This is a genomic window from Candidatus Magnetobacterium casense, assembly GCF_000714715.1.
Classification (GTDB): domain Bacteria; phylum Nitrospirota; class Thermodesulfovibrionia; order Thermodesulfovibrionales; family Magnetobacteriaceae; genus Magnetobacterium; species Magnetobacterium casense.
In genome coordinates this window covers 1-25,262 of record NZ_JMFO01000018.1, presented here as the reverse complement: position 1 = coordinate 25,262, position 25,262 = coordinate 1, and the positions used below count along the sequence as shown (strand labels likewise).

General features: G+C 44.7%; 22 protein-coding genes, 1 tRNA gene, 1 pseudogene and 1 CRISPR repeat array. Of the genes and pseudogenes, 15 read left to right on the top strand and 9 right to left on the bottom strand.

The window, feature by feature from the left end:
- Nucleotides 1-154: 154 nt before the first annotated feature.
- Both Mcas_RS10280 and Mcas_RS10275 read right to left on the bottom strand, forming a co-directional pair.
- The gene (locus Mcas_RS10280) at nucleotides 155-868 is read right to left on the bottom strand and encodes an FHA domain-containing protein (protein ID WP_040335456.1); all 714 of its coding nucleotides are present in this window, start codon (nucleotides 866-868) and stop codon (nucleotides 155-157) included.
- A gap of 1 nt (nucleotide 869) precedes the next feature.
- Entirely contained in the window at nucleotides 870-1,673 is an 804-nt protein-coding gene (locus Mcas_RS10275; RefSeq protein WP_052567146.1) for a Stp1/IreP family PP2C-type Ser/Thr phosphatase, read from the bottom strand.
- A 223-nt stretch (nucleotides 1,674-1,896) separates the two neighbouring features.
- On the opposite strand from Mcas_RS10275, the gene Mcas_RS10270 reads away from it, so the two are divergent.
- Entirely contained in the window at nucleotides 1,897-2,466 is a 570-nt protein-coding gene (locus Mcas_RS10270; protein WP_040335455.1) for an NYN domain-containing protein, read from the top strand.
- A 58-nt stretch (nucleotides 2,467-2,524) separates the two neighbouring features.
- Here Mcas_RS10270 and Mcas_RS16765 read toward each other — a convergent pair whose 3' ends face one another.
- From Mcas_RS16765 to Mcas_RS10240, 6 genes are all read right to left on the bottom strand, one after another.
- The gene (locus Mcas_RS16765) at nucleotides 2,525-4,537 is read right to left on the bottom strand and encodes a bacteriohemerythrin (RefSeq protein ID WP_052567144.1); all 2,013 of its coding nucleotides are present in this window, start codon (nucleotides 4,535-4,537) and stop codon (nucleotides 2,525-2,527) included.
- A gap of 131 nt (nucleotides 4,538-4,668) precedes the next feature.
- A complete protein-coding gene (locus tag Mcas_RS10260) occupies nucleotides 4,669-5,130 on the bottom strand; it encodes a CBS domain-containing protein (protein ID WP_040335454.1) in 462 nt (153 codons plus the stop codon).
- An 89-nt stretch (nucleotides 5,131-5,219) separates the two neighbouring features.
- Nucleotides 5,220-5,441 (bottom strand): DUF2249 domain-containing protein, encoded by a 222-nt coding sequence (locus Mcas_RS10255; protein WP_040335453.1) that lies wholly within the window; start codon nucleotides 5,439-5,441, stop codon nucleotides 5,220-5,222.
- Between the two features lie 29 nt (nucleotides 5,442-5,470).
- The gene (locus Mcas_RS10250; RefSeq protein ID WP_040335452.1) at nucleotides 5,471-5,857 is read right to left on the bottom strand and encodes a DUF3568 family protein; all 387 of its coding nucleotides are present in this window, start codon (nucleotides 5,855-5,857) and stop codon (nucleotides 5,471-5,473) included.
- 200 nt (nucleotides 5,858-6,057) lie between these two features.
- Nucleotides 6,058-6,495, bottom strand: a complete 438-nt coding sequence (locus Mcas_RS10245) for a PH domain-containing protein (RefSeq protein WP_162176305.1) — start codon at nucleotides 6,493-6,495, stop codon at nucleotides 6,058-6,060.
- A 116-nt stretch (nucleotides 6,496-6,611) separates the two neighbouring features.
- Nucleotides 6,612-6,701, bottom strand: a tRNA-Ser gene (locus Mcas_RS10240).
- A gap of 409 nt (nucleotides 6,702-7,110) precedes the next feature.
- Between Mcas_RS10240 and Mcas_RS10235 the strand changes: the two genes are divergently transcribed.
- The 14 genes from Mcas_RS10235 to cas2 all read left to right on the top strand — a co-directional run bounded on the left by Mcas_RS10235 (nucleotide 7,111) and on the right by cas2 (nucleotide 21,910).
- A complete protein-coding gene (locus Mcas_RS10235) occupies nucleotides 7,111-7,974 on the top strand; it encodes a hypothetical protein (RefSeq protein ID WP_040335450.1) in 864 nt (287 codons plus the stop codon).
- Nucleotides 7,975-8,408: 434 nt separating this feature from the next.
- Nucleotides 8,409-8,969, top strand: coding sequence for a hypothetical protein (locus tag Mcas_RS10225; protein WP_040335448.1), 561 nt, complete (start codon nucleotides 8,409-8,411; stop codon nucleotides 8,967-8,969).
- Nucleotides 8,962-10,104 carry a type I-B CRISPR-associated protein Cas7/Cst2/DevR gene (gene cas7i, locus Mcas_RS10220; RefSeq protein WP_040335447.1) on the top strand — a complete coding sequence of 381 codons (1,143 nt, stop codon included), beginning with the start codon at nucleotides 8,962-8,964 and terminating at the stop codon, nucleotides 10,102-10,104. Before Mcas_RS10225 ends, cas7i (Mcas_RS10220) begins: the two co-directional genes overlap by 8 nt.
- Before the next feature lie 136 nt (nucleotides 10,105-10,240).
- Entirely contained in the window at nucleotides 10,241-11,056 is an 816-nt protein-coding gene (gene cas5b, locus Mcas_RS10215; RefSeq protein WP_040335446.1) for a type I-B CRISPR-associated protein Cas5b, read from the top strand.
- Nucleotides 11,046-11,888, top strand: coding sequence for a CRISPR-associated endonuclease Cas3'' (locus Mcas_RS10210; RefSeq protein ID WP_040335445.1), 843 nt, complete (start codon nucleotides 11,046-11,048; stop codon nucleotides 11,886-11,888). The genes cas5b and Mcas_RS10210 overlap by 11 nt, the downstream gene beginning before the upstream one ends.
- Before the next feature lie 22 nt (nucleotides 11,889-11,910).
- The gene (gene cas3, locus Mcas_RS16760) at nucleotides 11,911-13,704 is read left to right on the top strand and encodes a CRISPR-associated helicase Cas3' (protein ID WP_052567142.1); all 1,794 of its coding nucleotides are present in this window, start codon (nucleotides 11,911-11,913) and stop codon (nucleotides 13,702-13,704) included.
- 46 nt (nucleotides 13,705-13,750) lie between these two features.
- Nucleotides 13,751-14,581 carry a CRISPR-associated endoribonuclease Cas6 gene (cas6, locus tag Mcas_RS10200; protein WP_040335444.1) on the top strand — a complete coding sequence of 277 codons (831 nt, stop codon included), beginning with the start codon at nucleotides 13,751-13,753 and terminating at the stop codon, nucleotides 14,579-14,581.
- Complete coding sequence (cas8a1, locus tag Mcas_RS10195; RefSeq protein WP_040335443.1) at nucleotides 14,578-16,200, top strand: type I-B CRISPR-associated protein Cas8b1/Cst1; 1,623 nt, start codon at nucleotides 14,578-14,580, stop codon at nucleotides 16,198-16,200. Before cas6 ends, cas8a1 begins: the two co-directional genes overlap by 4 nt.
- 4 nt (nucleotides 16,201-16,204) lie before the next feature.
- The gene (gene cas7i, locus Mcas_RS10190) at nucleotides 16,205-17,176 is read left to right on the top strand and encodes a type I-B CRISPR-associated protein Cas7/Cst2/DevR (protein ID WP_040335442.1); all 972 of its coding nucleotides are present in this window, start codon (nucleotides 16,205-16,207) and stop codon (nucleotides 17,174-17,176) included.
- A gap of 6 nt (nucleotides 17,177-17,182) precedes the next feature.
- Nucleotides 17,183-17,896: a CRISPR-associated protein Cas5 gene (gene cas5 / locus Mcas_RS10185; protein ID WP_040335441.1), complete on the top strand. Its 714-nt coding sequence runs from the start codon at nucleotides 17,183-17,185 to the stop codon at nucleotides 17,894-17,896.
- A 1-nt stretch (nucleotide 17,897) separates the two neighbouring features.
- Complete coding sequence (locus Mcas_RS10180; RefSeq protein WP_040335440.1) at nucleotides 17,898-20,084, top strand: CRISPR-associated helicase/endonuclease Cas3; 2,187 nt, start codon at nucleotides 17,898-17,900, stop codon at nucleotides 20,082-20,084.
- Nucleotides 20,085-20,117: 33 nt separating this feature from the next.
- A complete protein-coding gene (locus Mcas_RS10175) occupies nucleotides 20,118-20,642 on the top strand; it encodes a CRISPR-associated protein Cas4 (protein ID WP_040335439.1) in 525 nt (174 codons plus the stop codon).
- Between the two features lie 18 nt (nucleotides 20,643-20,660).
- A complete protein-coding gene (gene cas1b, locus Mcas_RS10170; protein ID WP_040335438.1) occupies nucleotides 20,661-21,644 on the top strand; it encodes a type I-B CRISPR-associated endonuclease Cas1b in 984 nt (327 codons plus the stop codon).
- Nucleotides 21,644-21,910 carry a CRISPR-associated endonuclease Cas2 gene (cas2, locus tag Mcas_RS10165; protein ID WP_040335437.1) on the top strand — a complete coding sequence of 89 codons (267 nt, stop codon included), beginning with the start codon at nucleotides 21,644-21,646 and terminating at the stop codon, nucleotides 21,908-21,910. The genes cas1b and cas2 overlap by 1 nt, the downstream gene beginning before the upstream one ends.
- Nucleotides 21,911-22,124: 214 nt before the next feature.
- A CRISPR array of direct repeats spans nucleotides 22,125-24,549; the repeat unit is 29 nt; unit sequence GTTTCATCTGAACTATGTGGGATATAAAG.
- Nucleotides 24,550-24,782: 233 nt separating this feature from the next.
- On the opposite strand, the pseudogene Mcas_RS17680 reads toward cas2, so the two are convergent.
- Nucleotides 24,783-25,262 (bottom strand): annotated as a pseudogene (locus Mcas_RS17680) (ISAzo13 family transposase); the annotation flags it as partial.

The following is a 25,262-nucleotide window of genomic DNA, read 5'->3' as shown; positions in this document are numbered from 1 at the left end:
TCTATATAAATAATTGTGTACGTGTATAGAATTAATCAAGGGTACGGATATTGCATCTGTAATATAGCCAAACGTATAGCCCAGACATAACATCTGACTGCTGTAGATGCTGTTTTTTAGGGGCAACACATCCATACCAACAGGAAAAATGTTATCAGTTTTCTTTTATATAGAACTGCATCTTAAGGCCTCCTACTTCAACGATGTCGCCCTCTTCGAGTTTGTGCGCACCCTCAATATCCTTTCCGTTTACCTTAACGCCCTTCCCCCCTGTAGCAGAGCTGATAGTATAGCCATCCTTGCGCTTGTTGACAAGGGCAGCAACCTTTGGAGCAAACAGACCTTTGAGATGTATGACGGCACTCTTGTCCTTTCCAATGGTAGTTATTCTGTCAATCAGTTCGTAGTCATTTTTTTCGGTTGATCCCTCTATTACGACAAAACCACCCATAATGGCCTTGTCAGGGGCCGAGTCTTTCGTCGGCGACTTTTGTAGAATCTCATCCTTGAGCTTGGAATCAATCATGATGGTTTCATCCATGATGCTTGGTTCTTTTTCGACCTTCGGTTTAGGGGTTTCCTTGTCGGATATGTAGTTAAGGGAGTGTTTACCGATTATCACGACATCGGAGTTTGTCAGGTGATGAACGGATATCTTTTTACCGTTGACAAACGTGCCATTGAGACTGTTGAGGTCTTCTATGTAAAACTTGTCGTCTTTTTTGAATATCCTGGCATGAGTACCGGAGACAGCCAGGTTGTCTACGTGTATGTCGTTAGTTGGCTTTCGACCAATGGTCAGCACATCCTTTTCCAGGTTAAATTCCTTAAGCACCGCGTCTTTAAACTTGAGCAAAATCTTTGCCATTTTACCTCCTTCTCCTTTTAAAAAGGTTGTACAAGAAAGAGAACCATCTCTTCTTGTATACATAAGCTACCACAACTGTGATATTATCCCTGCCGCCTTTCTTGTTTGCAAACTCTACCAGTCTGTTGCATACCTCATTCGGGTTTTTGGATGACTTAACAGTCCTCATGATAGAGTTATCTGATACCATGGTATACAGGCCGTCAGAGCACAAGAGCAACACATCGCCGTCATAGACAGTCAACTCACCGAGTTCTACATCGACGCTGCTTGAGTATCCCAGGGAGCGGGTTATAACATTTCTCATTCCCACCTCTTTTGCTTCCTCCTGGGTCATCATTCCCTTTCGTATTTGTTCTGCTATCAGCGAATGGTCATCGGTGAGCTGTTCGATCGAGTCGCCACGTATCAGATATAGCCTGCTGTCACCCGCATGTGCGATGCTTAAGCGATCATCATGCACCAGACCAACGACAATGGTAGTCGCCATACCACTGAGCTTATCGTTCTTGACAGAGGCATTGTGTATGGCCCTGTTGGCTACCTTAACGGCCATTGCAACCTTATTGGTTGTAAAGGAGAACTCCTCTCTGTAGTCGGCATTGACAGCGGCTCCTTTATCTCCACTTACGAGGTAATCCCGTATAAGTTCTACGGCCATCTTGCTTGCCACATCGCCAGAGGCTGAACCACCTACGCCATCCGCTACGATTAACAGTCCGCTGCTGCCTTCAACACAGAAAGAGTCTTCATTCTTTGACCGCCTTAACCCTATGTCTGTCTTACCACCTGCGTCCAATACCATCTGCGTCCTGTCTCTTCCTTCCTGTACAATTATACGAGCCTTCTTACCTTGCTATTATATCAAAAGTCCATGCAAATTACAACGCAGTATTTAAGGATTTTTTTATTATTTATTTTAGCAAAATAAAAATGATATATTTTTTAGTGATTTTGAGTATAATAGGGAGGCGTAGTGTTTGAATATACATAGGCAAAAACAAATTTATATTAAAGGTGTAAGCAAAATGAACAGAGTCGCAATTTTTATCGATGGCGGTTATATGGCGGATATTCTAAGGAAATACTTTGGTAAGGCAAGGATTCACTATGGGTTGTTTGCCAAGTGGGTGGCGTCCGACATGGAGATATTCAGGACGTACTACTACGATTGTCTGCCGTATCAGTCTCCCACGCCGACGCTGGAGGAGGCTAAGAGGTTCTCAAGCAAACAGAAGTTTCTCAGCATTATTGACCAACTGGAGAGGTTTAAGGTAAGAACCGGCAAGCTCGAGTTCAGGGGCATAGATAAAGACGGCAACCCTATCTTTATCCAGAAGCTCATAGACATGATGATCGGTATAGATATCACGCTGTTGTCGGTCAAGCGTGCGATATCGCACATTGCCATCATATCGGGCGACAGTGATTTTATACCTGCCATCAAGGTAGCAAAGGACGAGGGAGTTCTTGTAAAGTTGTTTCACGGTCCAAAGAACACCTTCCACGACGAGCTCTGGAAGGAGGCCGATGAGCGCCGTGAAATCACCCAAGATGTCATAGACTCTATTACGATGAGGAGGTACTCGCTCTTCTAAGCCTCTGGCTGTATAATTCCGAACATGCAACAAAGGGGCGCTTGGTGCCCCTTTGTTTTTATCTATACCCCTTTGATTTCAGAAAATTGCCTAGGTCTATGTCTACCTGCTTGATATGATGTTTGAGCCACTTATCCAGTTCCTGCTGGACCTTTAACAGGAGGGTTTCCGAGGGGCCGTCCTTTATGAACGTTGCCTTAAACTTTCCTACTGCATCAATCAGCGCACTGTGCTGTTTCATTTGGAGGTCATAGCCTGGGAAGTTGTACTTCTTCATGAGGTCCTCTTCTGTTTTGAAGTGCTTGACGACGTATTCCTCCAGGAACTTTAGCACCCTGGCTATATCATCTTTGCCCTTTCCTTTGGACATAACGGACAGCAGGTCGTTTTTTAACTTGAACAACTCCTGGTGTTGCTTATCGATCAATGCGTTATTGACCGAAAAGGACGAGTCCCACTGCATACCAAGCCCTTTGGTTTCATGTTCGATGTGCAGGGGCATTTTAGGGGCAGCGTCAAACATGTCAACGCTTGCCCATTCCTCTGCCCTGGTCTTAAATCTTGCCGAGGCTGTCCTTAGTTCCTCCGATATGCCGCCCATCACGGCAAGGTCTGCCATGACCTCATCGGAGAGGTGTCCCATATCAGAGACGATAACCGACGTTTTAAGCACGCTGGAGGTGACCTTCTCTGAGAGTTCAAGTTGTTTGTCAACCGAGGTCTGTATCTGCCCGATCTGGTCACGCGTGTCCTTGACAGCGCCAACGATTGCACTAAGGGAGCTGCCAACGTCGTTGATATACTCGGTGGCCCTCGTGACCCCCGTGGAGGCCTCTGCCATAGACCTTGTCGTGTTTTGCGAGTCTTCCTGCACGAGTTTAATTTTAGTTGATATTTCGGTGGTCTGCTTTATAGTCCGCTCGGCCAGCTTGCGTACCTCATCGGCAACAACGGCAAACCCCCTGCCCTGTTCCCCGGCCCTGGCTGCCTCTATGGCAGCATTGAGCGCAAGGAGGTTTGTCTGATCTGCTATGTCGTTGATAACTGTTACGACATCACCGATTTCAGCAACACTCTTATTGAGATTTGCAATCATTTTTGCAAGGGCATCTGTGGAGGTACTTACCTGGTTTATTATATCAACAGCGCCATCTGAGACCTCCTTACCCTTGTTGGCATACTCCATGGCCTTGGACGATGCCTCGGCAACTACCGTTGTGTTGCTTGCTATGCTGTTTATTGTAACGTTCATCTCCTCGGCAGCGGTAGCCGATTGGGTTGCCTGGGTGTTGAGGACTTCAGAGTCCGTCTTGGTCTTTTCGGCCTTTGCCTTTAACAGGGTCTCAACGTTGAGTGACAGTGAGTCTGCAACGCTCAGGATTGCGTTGATGGCATTGCTGAAGGAACTTACCATTTCATTCATACCCTGCGACAGTATTCCTATTTCGTCTTTTTTCGAGTAATCTATGGTCAACCGCAGGTCTCCCGTTACCAACATCCTGACCTTTTCGGCCAGCATCGAAAGCGGCAGCGTTATGTGTGTACTACTATTTATCCATATATATACTGCTATGATCAGAGATACAAAAATCAGTACTATTTGTACGACTTGCAGGCTACCCACCTTCTGTCTTGAGAAGTTTTCGGCCTCAGATACCGCCTTATTGGTCAGCTCAAAATAATCCTCACTCTGCTTTATCAGTGCCTCACGCAGAGACGGGTCTGTCCTGGCACTCAATATACCCTTCCTGAGCTCACCCCATGAGGCGACAATCTCATTCATAACGGAAATATACCCGCTATCAACGGCCTTGGGTAGTTTTAGCTCACTATCGCCATTGATCAGTGCATGTATGATCTTATCGAGTTTGGCAATAAGCTCATCAGAGGGTCTGCCTGATATCTCCAGCTTAACAAGCCTCTGTGTTGCGCCTCTCACTATGCCTGTGTAATTGACCACTCTGCCATCAAGCTCCATCCTGTCAACGAGTATATAAACAGATATGGCACTGAACAAGCTGAGTAGGAAAAACAACGTCACCGTACCCCTAAGCCTTGTCTTAATCTTCATCTAAACTATGTCACTCCCATGCTGAATATTATGTAAGAAAATCCTTACTGTTGGTATTATAACAGGTAATAGTACGGTTTTTAAACAGCAACGCGTAACTTTTGTCCTACACAGTCAATGCCACATAAATATCAACGCTTTGTTGCAATGGCCCTGATGACGTCTTTTTTCCCGATTATGCCGGTCAGTTTGCCATCCTTTAGGACAGGGAGCAGGTGTATCTTCTGTTCGACCATGATGTCGGCTATCTCCTGCAGGGGCGTATCTTCCTCCACGGTGACGACGTCCCGGACACATATGTCATCCACAATGGTTGCGGCCATCTTCGTTATCTCCCGCGCTATGTAGGCATCGCCGTGTATGGGGATTATGGCATCGAAGATGTTTATGATCGTGGGTATGTGGAAGGACTTCTCCGTGCTGATGAGGTCGTTTTCGGTCACCACCCCATAGAGGATGCCATCATCTCCTATAACCGGCGCCCCGGATATGTCTCGTTCCATGAACAACCTGCCCAGTGCCTCAATGGTTGTATTGGGGGTTACTGCTACTATGTCCCTGCTGCATATATCTCGTGCCCTTATATCCTTCATGATTAACCCTCTGTGTTAAGAATCTGGTCTGTTGCTGATGTTGTATCTACCCGTGGGGGCTTCCCCCTGACTCTCTCCCTGGCCACCTTTTACTTCTTTGATATCTTTACCTTCCAGACCTCCGGGCCCTGCTCAAGGTACTCCCATGCAAAGATGTTTTCGCGCTCGTGCAGGAATTGATAGTACAGTGGCTTGGGGTCATGGTCGTTGACGAGGATGAAGGCATCGCCCGGTTGCAGTTCGTCAAATGTCCTGAAGATCAGGGAATGTCGCTCTTTGGGAATGATGTTTATTACGTTGAGTTCTTTCATGTCTTGTCTCCTGTGTATCGTCTGTGGGTTTATAGTTTTTTTTTAATCTCATCCAATATGGCAAGCGACCTCTTTTCGTCTCCTAAGACCCCAACCCTGACAGAGATTGTGGAGGTCTGAGCCGTTTGTGAATTTATTTCAATGTGTACTCCCTCGCCATCAGCAAACTTTGATTTTACAACGGCAGCAATCTTATCACTCCTGTCCTCGGTTATGGACATCTTCATGTCCTTGAGAGCCCGCAAGGTTGCACCATGAACAACCAACACGGGTTTGTCAAAGGTATAGTTCAGCTTACCCGAAACAAAGGCATACGTGCCAACCCCTGCACCAGCCCCCACCACGGCAGCCACACAACCACAAAGCTGTATTACCAGCACTACCAGCATCATCATTTTGGCAGTTCTTTTTAACATCTGAAAGTCCTCCTTAGTTTTTTTATATAGCAAATTTCGATTGGATTAAATACAAAATAGGTGGCATTTTTACGGGGTCAAGGGGACTTCTTTCCGGCCGGGGCGCCTCGCCCCTCCCCTTGCGGGGGGTTCTGAAGGGGGGCGGAGCCGCCCCTTTCTTTTCTTGTATTGCACACAATCGAAACGCGCTATATTACATGTCATTTTTTTGTTGCCTCATTCAACGCAAGCAGCACGCCATCGGGGTCTTCAGGGGTGAGCAACAGCACATAACCCTCCGTGGTTGGCACATACAGTATCCTCTTGTGCCTTACCATAAACAGGAGGGCCTTGCTGCCATCCTGCAACTTGAACCAGCCCTCTCCATATCCGGGCAGGCCAATGCCATTGGTGCGTGTCTTGGGACAGAGCTGCGGTGCCTGCTCAAAGGTAATAACCTTAGCCTCTGACATGACAAGAGAGCTTAGGGCAATGCGTCTGCCATACATGCCACCCTTTATGCGCAACCCTTCGGCACCAATCTCAAGCCGCACGTGCCGCACCGAGTAGGTGTGGTACCCTATAACAAGCGTTACACCAAGCATCACCACTACCACCGCAATCAATATCCACAGCGACCCTACAGGCGCCGGGTGCATCGAAAACACCTTTACCATATATATAAATTATTATACCCCTATACACATTAAAAAAGATACGGGGCAGCCCTGTTGCCGGGTACAAGCGAAGTCGTTACATCAGATGGGAAAAATTCTGGCGGAGAGGGTGGGATTCGAACCCACGGTAGAGTCACCCCTACAACGATTTTCAAGACCGTCGCTTTCAACCGCTCAGCCACCTCTCCAAATCGCTATCAAGTTTATTATAGCATAATCTCTTTATAAAATCTCAGGGCCGCCTTTAAATTTTTTTGTTGCTTTATACAATAGAGCCTCTTGCAAATCTCAAATCAAGCAATTATAGTGCCCCCAAAATATCATTTAATATCAGCCACTTACAAAATGAGCTTTTTGCTATATTTTACATAACATGTACTTTTGCAAGAGGCTCAATAGAGTTATGTTAGCATAATTTTTATTATACTTGGGGATAACTTTTAATTGATTCATTGTGAGGTAAAGATTGAGGACAGGTGTATCTGCCAGGCTGATAAACTGCCTTTTGGTGTATTATCGCCCTTTTATGAGTGTCAACATCGTGGCGTTTACGATTTCCACGGCTCGCCCGTGTGTGGTCGGGATTCGGAGGGGTGATTGAACGGCGCCGGTGATTCACACGTTTTAACGCTGTTACCATCCAACTGGTATTACAACGCATCCGTTATCGGCTTCCTGAAGGTCTTGAAACATGCCGGTATAAGCGTTGAAAGCTACCTCCGCGACGACGGGACAGTGGAAATAAACAGATCAGTGTTTGCCAAAAGCAACGGTGATGACAGGCCAAAGGCGCTACAGTGGTATTATCATTACCATGAAGTATATGTTAACCCTATTCTAAACAAACCCCTGGGGTTAAAAATCGTAGGCAATAGCCTTTATACAAACTTTATTAATCCAAGTTCAAAAACAAAGGATGAACATAACCTATCATTACTGGTTCAATACTTAAGCGGTGATAGTTTTAAAACTGGTGTGTCTGAACCATGTAATCTATGTTGCCAATCTTTTTCAATAATCCCGGATAAAGATGCAAATCAAGACTTCGGGGATTTTCTAAAAAACCGTAGTAAATTAAATATGATGCACGGTTCATATATTGGGGGATCATTTGATTTTCCTAACGCTTTTTGGAATATGAAGACATCTGTCAAGCTGTGTCCCCTGTGTATATATCTCGTATTGCATCATCATTTACCGTTTATCAGGACAACATCCGGTGAGTTGTTTATAAATGCGCCGTCATTTAAAATTATGTGGTACATTAACAAGATAGCAACTGAGATGATGTCAAGGCAACCTGATATGGCAGGAAGAGAAATCTTAGGATTGAGTTATTTAGGGTTAGCTCAGAGGATATATTCTCTGTTAGGGACATGGTCGTTGATGAATATTGAGATGGTGATCAAAAAAGACGGTGATATGAGCCTCTTGCAAAAGTACATGTTATGTAAAATATAGCAAAAAGCTCATTTTGTAAGTGGCTGATATTAAATGATATTTTGGGGGCACTATAATTGCTTGATTTGAGATTTGCAAGAGGCTCATATATCTTACTTTTCACTTCCCTTGCACATTTCAAGGGTGCTCAATCAAAAGGGCATCGCAGCGTTGATACATGAAGCAGGAGAACCTCTCGTCTTTAAGATGATACTAAACGGAGACTTTGATGATTTGATAAAACTTTCTCATAGTTTATGTAAACTACTTTTCGCATTTAATGATATCTCTGAAGGTAAACCAACAGATGAAATGAACAATATAATCTCAAATGACAGTTATCTGAAACGATTGGACAAAATAACAAAGAAAGACATAACCGCATTGAGAAAACTGGCAATCAAGTTGCCTCTAATTTATGCCAGAATACGACAAGTAATAACACAGGAGTATATATGAGACCACATGAAGAGATAAATAAAATCATAGACAACCTCTATGAAAACATGTCGCCACAGAATGTACAGGACTGGATAGACGACGTTGATAAAGTCATTAAGATGTTTTTGCGTGATGAGAGTATGCACCCTCTTTTTGATATGCTTGACCTTGTAGAAAAAGACTTGCGAAAAAACCAGAGCTTTAACGATCAGGAAAAAGAATTATTGAAAAGGCTGTCTGGAATTAACGTATATATTAAGGCACGAAAAACAGACTCGCTAATAGAAGTATTGCAATACAGGGGGGCAACACTAGCTAAGGACGTTGACTTTGTAGAGTCTATGGAGGCAATAATTTATCGCCTTCTTGAGCAAACAAGATTGGGTAAGAGAGAGAATGTGATCCACATGTTACTACGTCTGTGCACAACAAGAGGCAAAAAGTTTCCACAGGAACTAGTCGCTGTTCTAAAACCAAACGATATAGATGACAACATGTTTAAGGCGTGTGTATACGCATTTCTAAGTGGGTTCATTAAAGAAAAAAAGAAGAAGGAGGATGACAGGTATGAATAACAACGACAATCAAAACATTAAGGGAATTACGCTTACAGTTATTTTTGAGGCGTGTGCGTTAAACAGAGACGAAAAAATCGGCGGCAATATTCCTTCAATTAAAAAAATGGTCCGCTTTGGCAATAAGACGTTTAGTTACATATCCAGGGTTGCTATGCGACATTATTTGTTTAACTCATTGAACAAGCTGTATCCCAAAGATTGGGCCGAAGCAAGTGTTGTTAGCTCGGATGTAGTGCAATTTGACCTGACAAGAAACAATATCCTTAACTCATCAGAGCTAGATGCATTTGGTTACATGTTTACTGCGGTACAACCAACTATGACGAGAAAGTCGCCGGTTGGAATAACAAAGGCCGTTGCATTTGAAACCTGGGAAGGCGATATGCAGTTCAACGCCAATCATGATCTGGCAAGGCGGGGAGGTAGCAACCCTAATCCTGTAAACAAGGAGGAGCATTGTTCATACTTTAAAGTGTCTTATACCATTGATACAGAAAAAATAGGAAACGATGAGTGGTTAATTAAGGATGATAAAAATTGGCAATTACTATGCATTGAGCAGGTGCTTAAAGACACAATCGGAAAAAGCGACACGGAAAGTAAGCATGATCAAGAAACCTCTCAGATTACAAATGAAACAAGTAATAAGAAAAAAAAGGACAAGAGTAAAACTCCCATCAATATAAGCGGGAAGTTTGATATTTTTTCACAACCTGAAAACGTAATTGAGAAAAAACAGCTTGGTTCCATTACTATGATTAATGAGTCTGATGGCACAACAAAAAGGGCCGTCTTTGAACTGGCTAAATCAGAAAAGCTCAAGCGTATCAGACAGATTCTCACAGTTATAAAAAACGGTCTCATATACCATACCAGTGGAGAGAACTATGGCATTGTCCCTGTATTCATCGTAGCCGCTGGTTTAAAGCTACCCGTGCCGCTCTTTAACTCCTACCTTGAACAGGGTAAGTTCTTTGACGCCATACTCGATAATCATTATATCGTATCAAATGGAACCGGTAAGAAAAAGGTTTATTTTTGCAATCCAAAGGATATAATCAACGGGATTCCCAATGACGGTTACTATAAAAACAACGAATGGGATGAATTCTTAACGGCCCTCGGTTTATAAGGACGATGAAAGGTATCCTCTTTATATTTCACGGTAAAGGAAAGAAGGAGGGCGGCTCCGCCCCCTCCTCAGACCTCCCCTGCAAGGGGGCCAGCCCCCTTGACCCCATTTTACCATGCTTTTTTAAGAGGATACGATGAAAGTTCTGCGGATTAAGATACACCAACCCTCTGCGTTCTATCGCATACACTTCAGTTACCGAAGGCTGCTGACGTATCCGATACCGCCTTTTTCAACGGTCAAGGGGTTGATGACTAACCTCATGGGCTTGAAAACAGGCGTGAAGGACTATAACGATGATGAAACCCTCAGCTCGCTCCGCTCCGGACTCTCAATGGCCATCCACGGCACATACGAATCAATGGTCAGGGAATACATATGGTACAGAAGCCTTAAAAAAAAGAGCCATGTTACTCGCTTTACCTCCCCCACAAACAGGACGTTAGACGGTATCGTCCAGCACCCCGGTGGACAGATGCCCGTAACTATCAACGTCCTTGATAACGTCAACCTCACTATATACATCCATCACAGCGACGACAACATGCTTGATACGATCCAATCCGCCTTTGAAAACCCCGTCAACAGAACCTCCACCATCTCCCTGGGACGCGCTGAAGACTGGCTCGTTTTCAACGACATCACAACCGTTACTCTCAAGGAAGCCAAGACAAGCGCCATACCCTCATACACATGGATACCCTCCCCGGCATGGGTAAACACGCACTACCTACCAGGCAAAGAATCATACGAAGCTTTTTTCCACAACCTCAACTGTAATCTGGTTAAGCTCCCCGGATTTTACAAGATCAACTCCGAAGGCGTCCGCATCTTCGACTACTACATTGACGTCAAGCTCTATGAGGGATTGAGCTTTAAACGCCAGACATTCCTCATGGATGAGGATACGCCAGTCATATTAACCACACTGGGGCAATGCAATGACAAGTAAAATAAACATACTCGCAAAGAGCAAACACGCTATTACCCTCAGCCATCACACCAAAGGTCTGCTTACACAGTCAGAGTCTTTGAAGAAGGCATTTAAACCTTATTTACCTGACAATGATGAATTCCGCAATTTCCCTGACCTCCTGGATGTGGCCATCTTTGCGCATGACTTGGGCAAGGTCTCGTCCACCTTTCAGCTCAACGTTGGCAACTGGCACTACAGGCCGCGTATCCCATTGCCAAACGTACCTCACAGCATATTCTCACTCTTTTGGCTGGATTACGAAAAAATACGAAAGCGCTTTAACAACGACAAGGACGTAAAGATTCTATACTCGGCCATTGCCTTTCACCACTGGAGGGACAACTTCGAACAGATGCTCTTTGGATTAAGTAGCGAACTCACAAAAACCGCAAAAATTCTCCTCGAAAACGAAGCCTACAGAGCCGCCCTTCTGCAAAACCTCAGAGAACACTTCGATGGCAACAGCGATTTCAAAAAACTCCCTGAACTGATCGGTTTCAACGAGGATTTAGCCCATACCCTCAAGGATAGAAACGACCTCTTTGCCTACGTCGTGCCGCCATATAGTCACAACTTCCTTTTTCAGAGATCGTTTAATTTCCCGCAGGCTACGTATCTGAAAAAATGGCTCCTACTCTCGGGGTTTCTCATGAGACTCGATCATTTTACGTCTTACGTTCAGGATGAAAACACCGATGAACTAATCGAACAGGAGATAGACGGCACACATGTCAGAACTAATGTCCTCAGAGGGCTACTAGAAAAAAACAAAAAACCCTTGGCAACAAAAGGAACTCTCCGGCGATGACAATGGCAGTAGCATCATCCTTGTGGCTCCAACGGGGGCAGGAAAGACGGAGTTTGCCTATCTGTGGGGCGCTGATTCAAAGCTGTTTTTCACCCTGCCACTGAAAACGGCCGTGAACTCCATCTTTGACCGCACCGAAACCGTCTACGGAAGGGATAACGTCGGGCTCCTGCATTCGGATGCCGATCTCTACATCCTCGAAAAATCAGGATACAACAACCACAACGACCTGCAGTCTCAACACGAAGCAATGGAAGGTGAGAGACCACAAATCCTTCAAATGGCAAGACACCTCTCCCTTGCGGCCACCGTCTCAACCGGCGACCAGATATTTCCGGCTACCCTGAAGTACCCCGGCTACGAAAAAATATACGCAACACTCCTGTATTCAAAACTCGTCATAGACGAGGTACAGGCATACAATCCAGAGGCCGTAGCCATGATCGTAAAGCTGGTCGAAGACATTGCAGCACTCGGTGGCAAGTTCCTCCTGATGACCGCTACTCTGCCGGATTTTGTCCGCAGCGAAATCGAAGAAAGAACAAAAGCCCACTACAAATATATTGACAAGTATGTCGGCGCAATGTGTACCAAACATAAAGTGGAGATAAGAGCCGGAGATATTGGGGACGATAACATTACAACTGACATCATACAAAAGGCAAGGGGAAAGCACAGAACGCTCGTTATAGTTAATACCGTACATAAGGCTCAGGGTATATATAAAAGCCTTAAAGAACAACTGGACGCCGGGGACAATATAAAACTGCTGTTGCTTCATTCCAGGTTCGTATTAAAAAAGCGGCAGCATATTGAAGCCCAAATAGCGGGTAAGAGTGGCCTCTTTGCCAACCCCGGGGGAGGCAACGATGCCTCAGGCGTCATACTCGTGGCTACTCAGGTAGTGGAGGCCTCGCTGGATATCGACGCCGATATCCTTTACACGGAGCTTGCACCGCTTGACTGTCTTGTGCAGCGTATGGGGCGTGTTTTTCGGCGTTATGCCTACGATTCAGGCTTTCGGTACAACGAAAAAGAGCCTCCAAACGTCATAGTCTGTTTTAACAACGGACAACAAGAAAATAAAAAAGAAACTATCCTTGAATCCGGAAAGGGGTATGTTTATGAGAAATTGATCTGCGCCCTTTCTCTTGCCCTGTTGGTCAACAGTGGCAACAATAAGATTAAAGAGGTTGATGACTTTATAACCAAGGTCAAATATCCTGCTGAAAAGGATAACTTTCAAATCAAGATAAATAAAGAAATCGATAACTTCACATCTGCTCCGGCAAGGTTCGAATTATCTTTTCTATTACCTGAAACCAGGAAGAAGGAACTCGTCGGGGAGCTATATGATTTAGTTCCCAAAACATCCGCCTACAAGCGTAAGTTCGCTCAGGCACTGAGATTGCTTGATTCAGGGTACATGTCAGAGAGGAAAGAGGAGGCGCTGCGGACGTTCAGGAATATCTGCACCATCTCCGGCATCCCTTCTGCCCTTGAAGGCACGTTGAAGGAAGCCCTTGAGACCTTCATCGACGAGCATGACGATGACAGCTTCAGATACGTGTCGTTTAAGGACGAGGTGTTATCTCGCGTCGTGGTAAACGTCAGACCCGTCCTGATGACAGAAAAACCAAAACTTGCAAGCACAATCTTATGTGAGCTAAGAGATTGCAAGGTTGAAGAAAAGAAGTTTAACAGGCTGACTCATTGGCTTGGTGATATACTGATATTTGACGCTATGTACTGCGAGGAAACGGGTTTGGAAACAAAAACAGACAACACAAAGGTCCGCAAGGACAACATCTCTTGATTTCTATGATTGACAGAGAACATAATAATTCAGAAGTGAGGTAAAGATGAGGATCAGGGTTAACTGCAAGGCTGAAAAACTGCCTGTAATGTATCGTCACATGTTTATGAGCATGATCATCCAGGCGCTTAAGACCTCCAACAAGCCGTACAAGGAGGCACTCTATCCCAACAGTGGCGAGGGTAATAGTACAAAACAATCAAAGACGACGCACTCAAAGGTGGTTAAACCATTTACGTTTAGCGTGGACTTACCGCACAAGAGTCGGGTCGTTAAGGAGCGGTTTAACGTGTCAGAGGATGTAACGGTTGAGGAAACGGTGTTTTACTTTGATCAGGGTGGCTACGTATCCCTGTACGTAAGCTCCTGTGACTACGAGTTCATTGCCAACCTGTACAACGGCCTTATCGACAAGAGGTCATTTGAGTTTGACAACGGGATATTGCTTGAGGTGGACAAGATATACATGCTCAACGAAGCGGGTATCACCGGGGACCGTGTGGTTTTCAGGACACACTCACCGGTTTCCATTGAGGGCAGGGATGGCAAACCCCTGTTGCCCATGCCCGGGATGGAATTCTACAGCGACAGGTTTAACGATGACTTCAATGCTATCCACAACCGCCTGTGTCGTGAGTTGCGCGGGGAAGGCTTACACAGACCGTTGGAGTTTCGGCCCCTTACGTTACGCAAGAAGGTGGTCAAGCACACAATTCGCCACTTCGTGCAACGGACGGGCAAGCCCTTTATGTACCTGACGGTATTTGAGGGGACATTTGAGGTCATCGGGGATGTCAGTGACCTGCAACTGCTCTATCAGGCTGGCGTGGGACTGCGCACTGCCCAGGGGTTTGGAATGGTCGGTGTGGAAATATGAAACATCGGCTCTACATGCGCGACTGGTACTTTAATGCCGGCATTGTTGGCTTCCTGACGATAGTTGCCGACGGCAGAAGCCTTGACGAGGTGGAGCATCTGCACGTCGGGGAAAATTACGTGGAGTTCGACGACGCCATCTTTGACAACTTCGGCGATAAGTTCGTCAAACACGCCTTTGCCAAGTTTTTTAACGTGCAGGCGTACTGTCAGCGCTTCAAAAAGGCACGAAAGGAGATTCAAGGGAAAAAGCAACTGATGACTAAAGCACAAATAGATAAAAAGTTGGCAGAGCTTGAAAAAAGCCCTTATCTGAATTTTCTCAGTCTGCTTGGTTATTCACCAAACAGCATAGAGACCCAAGATGACTATGCCGCATATCTTGATGCCACAGTAGAGAAGCTCAAGGGCCTGACTAAAGATGGCGTATTTCAGGCGCTAAATAAAACCCAGGAAGGAAAAGATTCAATACAGTCGTTTATATCGTCTAAATTTGCTTTAAAGGGAGTCTGTGCACACGATAAAGCCGATGAGTACATTAAGGACATAAAAAAACGGCCCCCGGTTAAGACAATCAAGAACACTGACCTGTGTGTTTCATGCCAGACGAAAAAGGCAGAATACGAGTTCAGCAATGCCATTTCAAACATCATAGGCTTTAACAAGGACAATTCTAATTGGATATGGGGCTGTAAGGCTCAGAAGGTAAAGGTCTGTCCTCTATGTGCCCTCATATACAACAGTGCTTTTGATTCACTGATATATGTCTTAAGACGTAGCGATTACTTAAAGTATTTCTACTTTGTAAATCAAAACACCGATTTACAAACACTTTACGAATCCACGGTATCATTTAATACCCAACTCAACATCATAACAGACAAGACTGAGACTAATGTAATTATTGCCATGATAAAAGAAACCGTTCGTCATATCAGAACCCGGCAGGTCAAAGACACAAGTGAGAATATCAACTTTATTGAGGTCTCAGACAACCCGATTGCCGGTGGGCAAAGCACAAAAGGATATAACACGTACAATTACAATATCAGCGTTGATATTGCGAGGTTCCTTGACGAACAGTTTACAAAGGATAAAATCCCTAAAGGTTTTTACAAGATAAAAAAGACGTTTTATAGCATTGAGGAAGAGCTTTTGTTGTATGCCATCAACCGCCAGATCGGATACGCAACGCTTGACAGATATTTCTCCTATTATCTCGATGAATCAGGCAAATACAACCTCTACAAGGTTACAAATTACATAATAAGCTACATTCAAACTATAAGGGGGCAGAAGGATATGGGCAACAGTCAGAAGATAGTGAAAAAAGGCTACCGAAGTGGAATAACTCTCCGCCAAGAGCTTCACAGAAGAAATAAGGACAATCAGATCAATGGCATTGCCTACGGTTTTCTAAACGATCTAAAGTTAGCCGACCGTGAGAAGTTCCTTGACAAGTACATGCGAGTGATGATGTCCAATGACTTATCTCTTGCCTTTGGACAAGACGAAATGCTCGATGATGATTATTTCATGCAATTTGGCTATTCGTTTCTAAACGGACTTCTTGCATCTGAAAAAGACAATAACACAGACAATAGCAAACAAGGAGGATAACACAATGGCAAAGTCCAAACATATACACATGGCCGTAATCTTTAAGGCCTCTAATCTGAACTACGGCGAAGGGGTTGGCAACATTCTTACGTTGAAAAAACTTACCACAGATGCCAAGAACTATTCATACGTCAGCAGACAGGCCATTCGTTACGATATCGTGCGTATGCTCAATGAGGTATACAACTATCCACTTACTGAAGTTGATAAAGAGAGTGGTGTTATACAATTTTCCAAATCATCAACAATTGACAAGTTTCCTGAAATAGATTTCTTTGGCTACATGAAAACAGAGAAAAAGAAAAAGAGTAAGACAAAAAACGAAATTGAAGAACCCGAGACAAATGATGAAGATGTAAAAGAAAAAACAAAAATCAGAAAGGCTGTAGTCCGCCTCACAGACGCAGTAAGCCTCGAAACCTTCCACAACGAAATGGAGTTTGGAACAAACAAGGGACTTGCTGACAGAATCCCCAATAACGTTGGTAACGACATCTTTCAGGCAGAGATACACCGTTCGTTTTATTGTTATTCAATGACCTTCAATCTCGATGATATCGGTAAAGACACAATAGACAAGGTTAACCTGTCTCCTGCCAGGAAAGCAGAACGAGTCAACAACCTCCTTAGCGTCATAAAGCTCCTCTACCGGGACATCAGAGGAAAACGGGAAAACCTTGCCCCGGTCTTTGTAATAGGCGGAATTTACGACGTCGGCAATCCGTTCTTTTACAACAGACTGCGACTGACCTTCCTCAGAGACAAGGTTGAGATAGACGAAAAGGCCATCAACAGCGTACTCGCCATCACGACTCTCAACAATCATACCGTGAAGGAACAAACCATGCTTGGCGTTATAGACGGCATATTTTCCAATGTCGGTTCCATAACGGTGGACAATCAAAGGGACGTAGAAGGTTTCTTTGCGCAGTTGCGTCAATCGGTTGACGAACACTACAATGGAAACGCAAATTAAGCCACCATGAAGGCATTAAAGATAAAGCTGTATCAAAACCTGGTCAACTACCGCAGAGAGATGAGCTTTGGCTATGTCCAGACATATCCGCTTCCCACGCCCTCGATGGTAAGGGGCATGGCACACGCCCTGCTCGATTTAACACAGTATCGCAACCTTGCCATATCGATCCAGGGCAGGTACGCATCCGTTGTTACCAACATGCAGAAGGTGTATAAATTCGACCGTGCCAGAAAGGATAGACCCAAAAATCCCTACGATGTGGTTATTGGTACATCTGAGAAAACAGCAACACACGGCGTCATGTTTGTTGACGAAATCGTTGACATGAAGCTTCTCCTGCATATTGCCTTTGACGATGAGGGCCTTACCGATCAGCTCTATGATGCGGTCAGGACAAAGACCGTTGTAATTGGCAGAAACGAGGACATCGCCCGCGTTGACTTAGGCGAAACGAAGCTCGTCGATATATCGTCCCATGAAACAGACGGATTCAGGCTTCCATACGATACCTACCTCCCGCCGGAGTTCTGTAAACAGCAGCAATTGGTTGGGACATATTATCGTCTGCCGTTTTACTATGAAGACGTAAAGTCCTTTGAGGACAAACGGATATTTAGCTATGTCGATACCATATACATAACAAAGGGCAATCAAATAAAGTTTTACAATATTACCATAGACAGTGATGGCTATATCGTAAACCTTATGGAGAAATGACATGCCAGTTTACGCAAAATCAGACCCTCCGGAGACAATTGAGACACACAACCGCAATCTGCTCGCATGTTATGAGACACTCAAGCCGTACCTTGACCCCGAAAAGGTCAACAAATACGACGCCGTCATTAAAAAGATACTCTGCTACCACGACCTCGGTAAACTCAACCACAAGTTTCAGAACAAACTGGGACTGCAGGAAAAGGCTATCATCCCAGAGCTGAAGGACGCACAAGAGATCCCACACGAATGGCTCTCCGTTGCCTTCATCACAAGCGAAGATAATAGGTATTTTCACGGCTTCAGTACGGAGAATATCCGCTTTTATAGGCTCGTCCAATACTGCGTGGCTTTTCACCACACACGAAGCGACAAGTTTAACAAAGAAGCCGTGATAAAGTTTATTGAACTCGACCTGGAGAAAAACAAAGACAAGATAGGCTTCACCTCACCGCTCAATGCAGACTACGACATTGAAAAAGACCTGCGGCAACTTATAGAGTCACAGGCGTACTATCGCCACTACTTTGAGCTTATCGTGTTTTTCAAGGGCATCCTCCACAAGTGTGACTACACCGCATCCGCCGGCATAGATGCCGAAAGACTCTATCGTGGCAACTATCGCGACGACTTTGCCCGCTGTCTTGCTGGCAAAGTCTGGACTCTGAAACCTTTTCAGCAGGAGGCCAGGAGGCTGGCTGCCAAGAACATCATCTTGGTTGCGGCCACAGGCTCGGGTAAGACCGAGTACTCCATGAACTGGATAGATGGCGCTAAGGCGTTTTATCTCCTGGGGCTTAAGATGGCCGTGAGTGAGATGCACAAGCGGTTTCGTGAGGTGTTTGCCAAAGACGACAATAATAACGTTTCGCTCCTGCATGGGGACATTGCTTATAACCTTGAGGACACCGATAACACCGAAACCTACACGGAACGTATCGAGACGGCCAGAAAACTCTGCGCCCCCCTGACGGTTGCCACGGCAGACCAGCTTGTCACGGCGGCCTTTAAGTACAACGGCTATGAACTTGTTTACCTCACCGCGTCCTACTCAAAGATCGTCGTTGACGAGATACAGAGCTTTTCGCCCGATTCCATTGCGGCCATTGTTGTGTTTCTGAAGGAGATTCATCGCCTGGGGGGTAAGTTTCTACTGATGACGGCAACCCTTCCGCCTTTTGTAAAAGAGGAGCTGGAGGCCCTTGGCAACGTTGAAATCCCTTCCCCTGTTCTCCCTGGCATCAGGCGGCATAGGATTTCAGTACACGGTGAAGAGATTAACGACCCGGGGTCATTGGCAATGGTCATTGACAGTCTCGAAACCGGCAGAAAGGTGCTTGTCGTTTGCAACACGGTCAGGCGTGCACAGGAGATGTACGAGGCGCTCAGAGACGAGGGGGCTTGTCTCCTTCATTCCCGGTTCATACAGAGAGATCGCAAGCTCAAGGAAACGGCCATCATGGCCATCAACGATCCCACTCATCCACCTGTGGTCTGGATAGCCACGCAAGTAGTTGAGGCCAGCCTTGATCTCGACTTTGACGTACTCTTTACCGAATGTTCTCCCGTGGACAGTCTGTTTCAACGCTTTGGGCGCTGTTACAGGAAACGGGAGTATGGGTTGCCCACACCCAATATCCACATATTTCATGCAAAGACATTCAAAGTCTACGACGCTGACCTGATGGCACGGACGTATCGCCACCTGAAGGATCGCTATGACGGCCTCTTTATGACCGAAGAAGACAAGCAAGCGACAATAGAACATATTTTTCGTGACATCGAAACAACGCAATACTATCGCAGCTATAAAAACTACAAGAACCTGCTTGAACTCGGTTTTAAGGCGCAAACAAAAAAAGAAGCCCAGGAGATGTTCAGAAAGATTGCCTTTAATTACTGCGTTATTCCCCGACCGGTCTACAACGCATGTGAGAAGGAGATCACCGAAGCTCTCGGCATAATTGAGGCAAAGGGGGTGTCGTTCGATGACAGGCTCCGTGCAAAGGCGGAGTTGAGGCAATATACGGTTGCCGTTCAGTTATTTGACCGCAAGCGCCTGATGCGTGTTGCTGGTTCCGCTTACTGCAATAGAAACGCTATATGTATCATAAACGATGTCACGTATTCCTTTGAGAAGGGGATTGAACTCAACGAGGCTGTGGGTGCGGGGGTGTTTATTGACTGACGCTGTTTATGTTAAGCTCAGGTTGATATAGGTATGTCAGATTCACAATCGATAGGGTCTCCGCCGCAGGAGTTTCGGGTAACGGGGGTAAAGGTCAACTACCTGTACGTTTGTCAGCGCAAGCTATGGCTCTTTGACCGGCACATCACGATGGAGGCAGAGTCAGACAGTGTTCTGCTTGGCAAGCTCCTTGATCAATCTGCCTATCCACGGGAGAAGTCACGCGAGGTATTGATCGATAACCTGATTAGGATCGACGTCGTTGGCCCCGACACCATCCGCGAGATCAAGCTCTCCAACTCCATTGCCGATGCCGATAGGGCGCAAATTCTCTATTACCTGTTCATTCTCAAACAACGCGGCATCAACAAAACGGGTATTATCAGTTATCCCAAACTCCGACGAACCGAAGAAGTCGTTCTCACGGAACAAGACGAGTTGAGTGTTCTTGCTGACCTCGATAAAATCAGGGCCATCACCGCACTACCAAATCCGCCCAAACCAGTCCATAAACCCATCTGTTCAAAGTGTGCATACTGTCAACTGTGTTGGGCATAACATAAGGAAAAAAAGACTATGGACAGACCGTATTACATATCCTCAAATGGCAGGATAAAACGGATGGAAAACACCGTTGTCATCGAAAACGAAAAGGGTGACAAGAAGGCCATTCCCATTGAAGACATCGACACCATCCACCTGTTTGGTGAAATTGACCTAAACTCCAAGCTGTTGAACTTTCTCTCCAAACACAACACGACCATTCACTTCTACAACTACTATGGGTTTTACACGGGGAGCTTCATGCCGCCCCATAAGAGTGCATCGGGGGAGCTTACCGTCCGGCAGGTTCAGCACTACCTTGACCCCGCCAAGCGGTTGGCCATTGCAGTTGGATTTGTCCAGGGGAGTCTCTTTCATCTCCAGCGTAATCTCCGCCGTCACAAGGGCACTGAAGAATTCAGGGACATCATAGACCGTGAATTGAAACACATTGAATCGGCGGGTTCCGTTGCCGAGCTTATGGGATGTGAGGGACGTGCTCGCAACGCCTATTACCAGGCACTTAACGTCGTGATGGTGGCTGATGGTTTCTCCTTTGACAAGCGTAATAAGCGGCCACCTACAAATCCCGTTAATGCCCTGATCTCCTTTGGCAACTCGCTGATGTACACACACGTGTTGACCAATATATACCACACTCAGCTTAATCCAACTATCAGCTATCTGCACGAACCAAGTCAGCGGCGTTATTCGCTGAGTCTTGACATATCGGATATATTCAAGCCACTAATTGCCGATACGGTCATGTTCAAGCTCGTCAACAACAGGATGCTCACGGAGGAAGACTTCGATGAGGATGTGGATTATTGTTACCTGACGGAGGTTGGGCGCAAGAAGTATCTGCGGGAGCTCGACGAAAAACTCAATACCACCGTCCAGCACCGAAAGCTCAAGCGCAAGGTGTCGTATTCCACGTTGATACGTTTAGAGTGCTACAAGCTTATAAAGCATCTGTTGGGAGACGAAGAGTACGTTCCCCTTAAGGCGTGGTGGTGATGCCCTATTACGTGGTGACATACGATATTGGGGAGTTGCGTGTAAACAAGGTTCGCAAGGCGCTCAAAAAATATCTTCACTGGGTACAAAACTCGGTGTTTGAGGGTGAGTTGAGCGTCGGTAAGCTTCAAAAGTGCAGGCAGGAGCTTTTAAAAATAATAGACTTAGAATCAGACAGCGTATACTTCTACGTCATAGAAAACAGAAGCAATCTCTCAAAGGCAGTGCTTGGCCTTGAAAAAGAAATGACTGGTAACATTTTTTAGGCAGATGGTATGTGCAGTAAACCTCTTTCAAGTATGAATCCATATAAGTCACTGATAATATTAAACAATACCTGTGAATTATCTATGCCTGAAAAACGCGACCGCAGGTTCACTGCAAAAAAGTACGTACATTTCAATTATTTTGAGAAAACCCCTCGTCTAATATGTTATTTTATAAGGGCTTGTGATTTTGATCTTTGACAGCAAAGGTTGAGTTTCATCTGAACTATGTGGGATATAAAGAGCTACGGTTAGTGGCAAGGAGGACTAATACCAAGTTTCATCTGAACTATGTGGGATATAAAGTACCTAAAGGAAGGGGCTTGCTGATAAAGGCAATTAGTTTCATCTGAACTATGTGGGATATAAAGGTTCAATGAAGCAATCCTGTACGCTTCAAGATTGAGGTTTCATCTGAACTATGTGGGATATAAAGAAGAAGACGCAGCCTTACGGGAACCTTCACGTCCGGGTTTCATCTGAACTATGTGGGATATAAAGAGTAAACACAGATTGTAAACTACCATCTATGACCTCGTTTCATCTGAACTATGTGGGATATAAAGTTCTAACACTTAATATACGAATACTTGTATATATTAGTTTCATCTGAACTATGTGGGATATAAAGATCATGACGATGCGCAGATCGTGTCGGAGTGTCCGCGTTTCATCTGAACTATGTGGGATATAAAGGACACCTCTGGTGTGGATAATCAGGAGTCACTATGAGTTTCATCTGAACTATGTGGGATATAAAGGATGGAGACCCTGCAAACATAATTTCAGAAGGAATAGTTTCATCTGAACTATGTGGGATATAAAGCAGAATGGATGGCAAACCTTGAGCAGTTGCAACGAAGTTTCATCTGAACTATGTGGGATATAAAGTAAGCTGAACTCCGGGGATTCATGGGGGGCAAGCGTGTTTCATCTGAACTATGTGGGATATAAAGTCAAAATGACAACCGTCGTAACATCACAGCAAGTCGTTTCATCTGAACTATGTGGGATATAAAGTGCAGAGATAGGCTTCACGTCTCCGGCCCCTGTAGGTTTCATCTGAACTATGTGGGATATAAAGTGATAACAACTCCTCCACTGCCCCGATACGAGCGAGTTTCATCTGAACTATGTGGGATATAAAGGAGGTGTTTTTACCGCTGCCGCCGTCGTCCCTACAGCGTTTCATCTGAACTATGTGGGATATAAAGGCTTGATGCGTCTGTTGTTATAATTAACTGTCAAGTTTCATCTGAACTATGTGGGATATAAAGCATACTTCCTTCTAAGTTCAGCTAAAGCATCAGGAGGTTTCATCTGAACTATGTGGGATATAAAGGCATTCTGCATACGTCATATCAGGCCGCTTACGATGGTTTCATCTGAACTATGTGGGATATAAAGTAATAACTACATTGACATTTCTTTTTTCAGATTCAGGTTTCATCTGAACTATGTGGGATATAAAGCATGACTGTAAATAAAGAGACGTATGACTACATTGCGTTTCATCTGAACTATGTGGGATATAAAGGGAAGAATTTAACGCCAAAATGAAAAAACTGGCAGAGTTTCATCTGAACTATGTGGGATATAAAGCGTCAATAACGAGTATCTTGCGTGAGTTGGCAGGGTGTTTCATCTGAACTATGTGGGATATAAAGCTTAATCAACTTTGGGCAGCCTGATGAGCATCCACGTTTCATCTGAACTATGTGGGATATAAAGACACAAAAGCCCGTGGGCCTTATCGCCGATATCCTTGTTTCATCTGAACTATGTGGGATATAAAGTGGTAAGTTGCTTTTCAGGGCAGATAGCACGGCTGGGTTTCATCTGAACTATGTGGGATATAAAGAAAGAGGCTATTGAGTATTTTAAGCGCAAGGGCTACGTTTCATCTGAACTATGTGGGATATAAAGTGAGGATGAAAGGATTGTCTTAGTTGGGTCTATCAAGTTTCATCTGAACTATGTGGGATATAAAGTCAGATATGTCAAGAATGGCTTTACCTGATATTAAAGTTTCATCTGAACTATGTGGGATATAAAGTTCCAAATCACTACTGGTATCAATCACCGTGCCGTGTTTCATCTGAACTATGTGGGATATAAAGTTTATACGCATATGGGCAAACGGGCAACTTTTGACGGGTTTCATCTGAACTATGTGGGATATAAAGGACGGTACACTAACCAAACTGGATGACAAGGCTGTAGTTTCATCTGAACTATGTGGGATATAAAGAACATGTACTTTGCCGGTATTGCGGTTGTGGCGTCAGTTTCATCTGAACTATGTGGGATATAAAGTTTAAAGACAAAAGCAAGTGGCACGGTTAATGTAAAGTTTCATCTGAACTATGTGGGATATAAAGGCCATTAAGGAGCTTGTCTACGAAATAGGTCAACACGTTTCATCTGAACTATGTGGGATATAAAGTTTTGTATGCCGTTAAACTGCGGGTTGCGTTCTGCGTTTCATCTGAACTATGTGGGATATAAAGGAAAAAGGTTCCGGTGTTTTTGAATGTGGGTAAGCGTTTCATCTGAACTATGTGGGATATAAAGTGATTTCACTGTCTGTGCTGTCACCACAGGCAATGCGTTTCATCTGAACTATGTGGGATATAAAGTGTCAAGATACTGTCCGTCTGTAAAGGTAACGCGTTGAAGTGCAACAGGGAATGGATATAAAGTGTCAAGATACTGTCCGTCCCTTGTCTGCTTTGGCTGTTTCATCTGAACTATGTGGGATATAAAGTGGGAAATGCTTATAAAGCAGCACTGGCGATATGCGGTTTCATCTGAACTATGTGGGATATAAAGTGATTAAAGAAAGGTTCTCCTTCTTAGTAACTGTCCATAATTAACTTGAACAATTAGGTGCTATAGTATAATTCCATTCACCATGAAATGAAGCCTTAGTTAAATTAACTTTGTCAAATTCTTCATCAGACACCTTAATTCCCTTTGAGTAAGCAGTTGTATCCAGTTCTGCCTTGATCTTTAAACCCTTATTTGTTGTGGTGCTACCTATTAGATTTACGATTATCTCATGGCTTGTCAAAGGCTTACCACGCCAGTTCATGCTTATATGGCAGAACATTCTATGTTCTATTTTATTCCATTTGCTGGTTCCCGGTGGAAAGTGACAAACCGATATGTTTAAACCTGTTTCGTTTGCAAAACGTTGGAGTGCAACCTTCCACAAACGGACACGATAGCCATTACTGCCCCCGCAATCAGCAGTAATGAGAAGTGTTTTAGCATTGGGATAATGTTCACACCCCATTTTACGCCACCAGCGCGGATACTTTCCACTGCAAACTCCGAAGTATCGTTATCT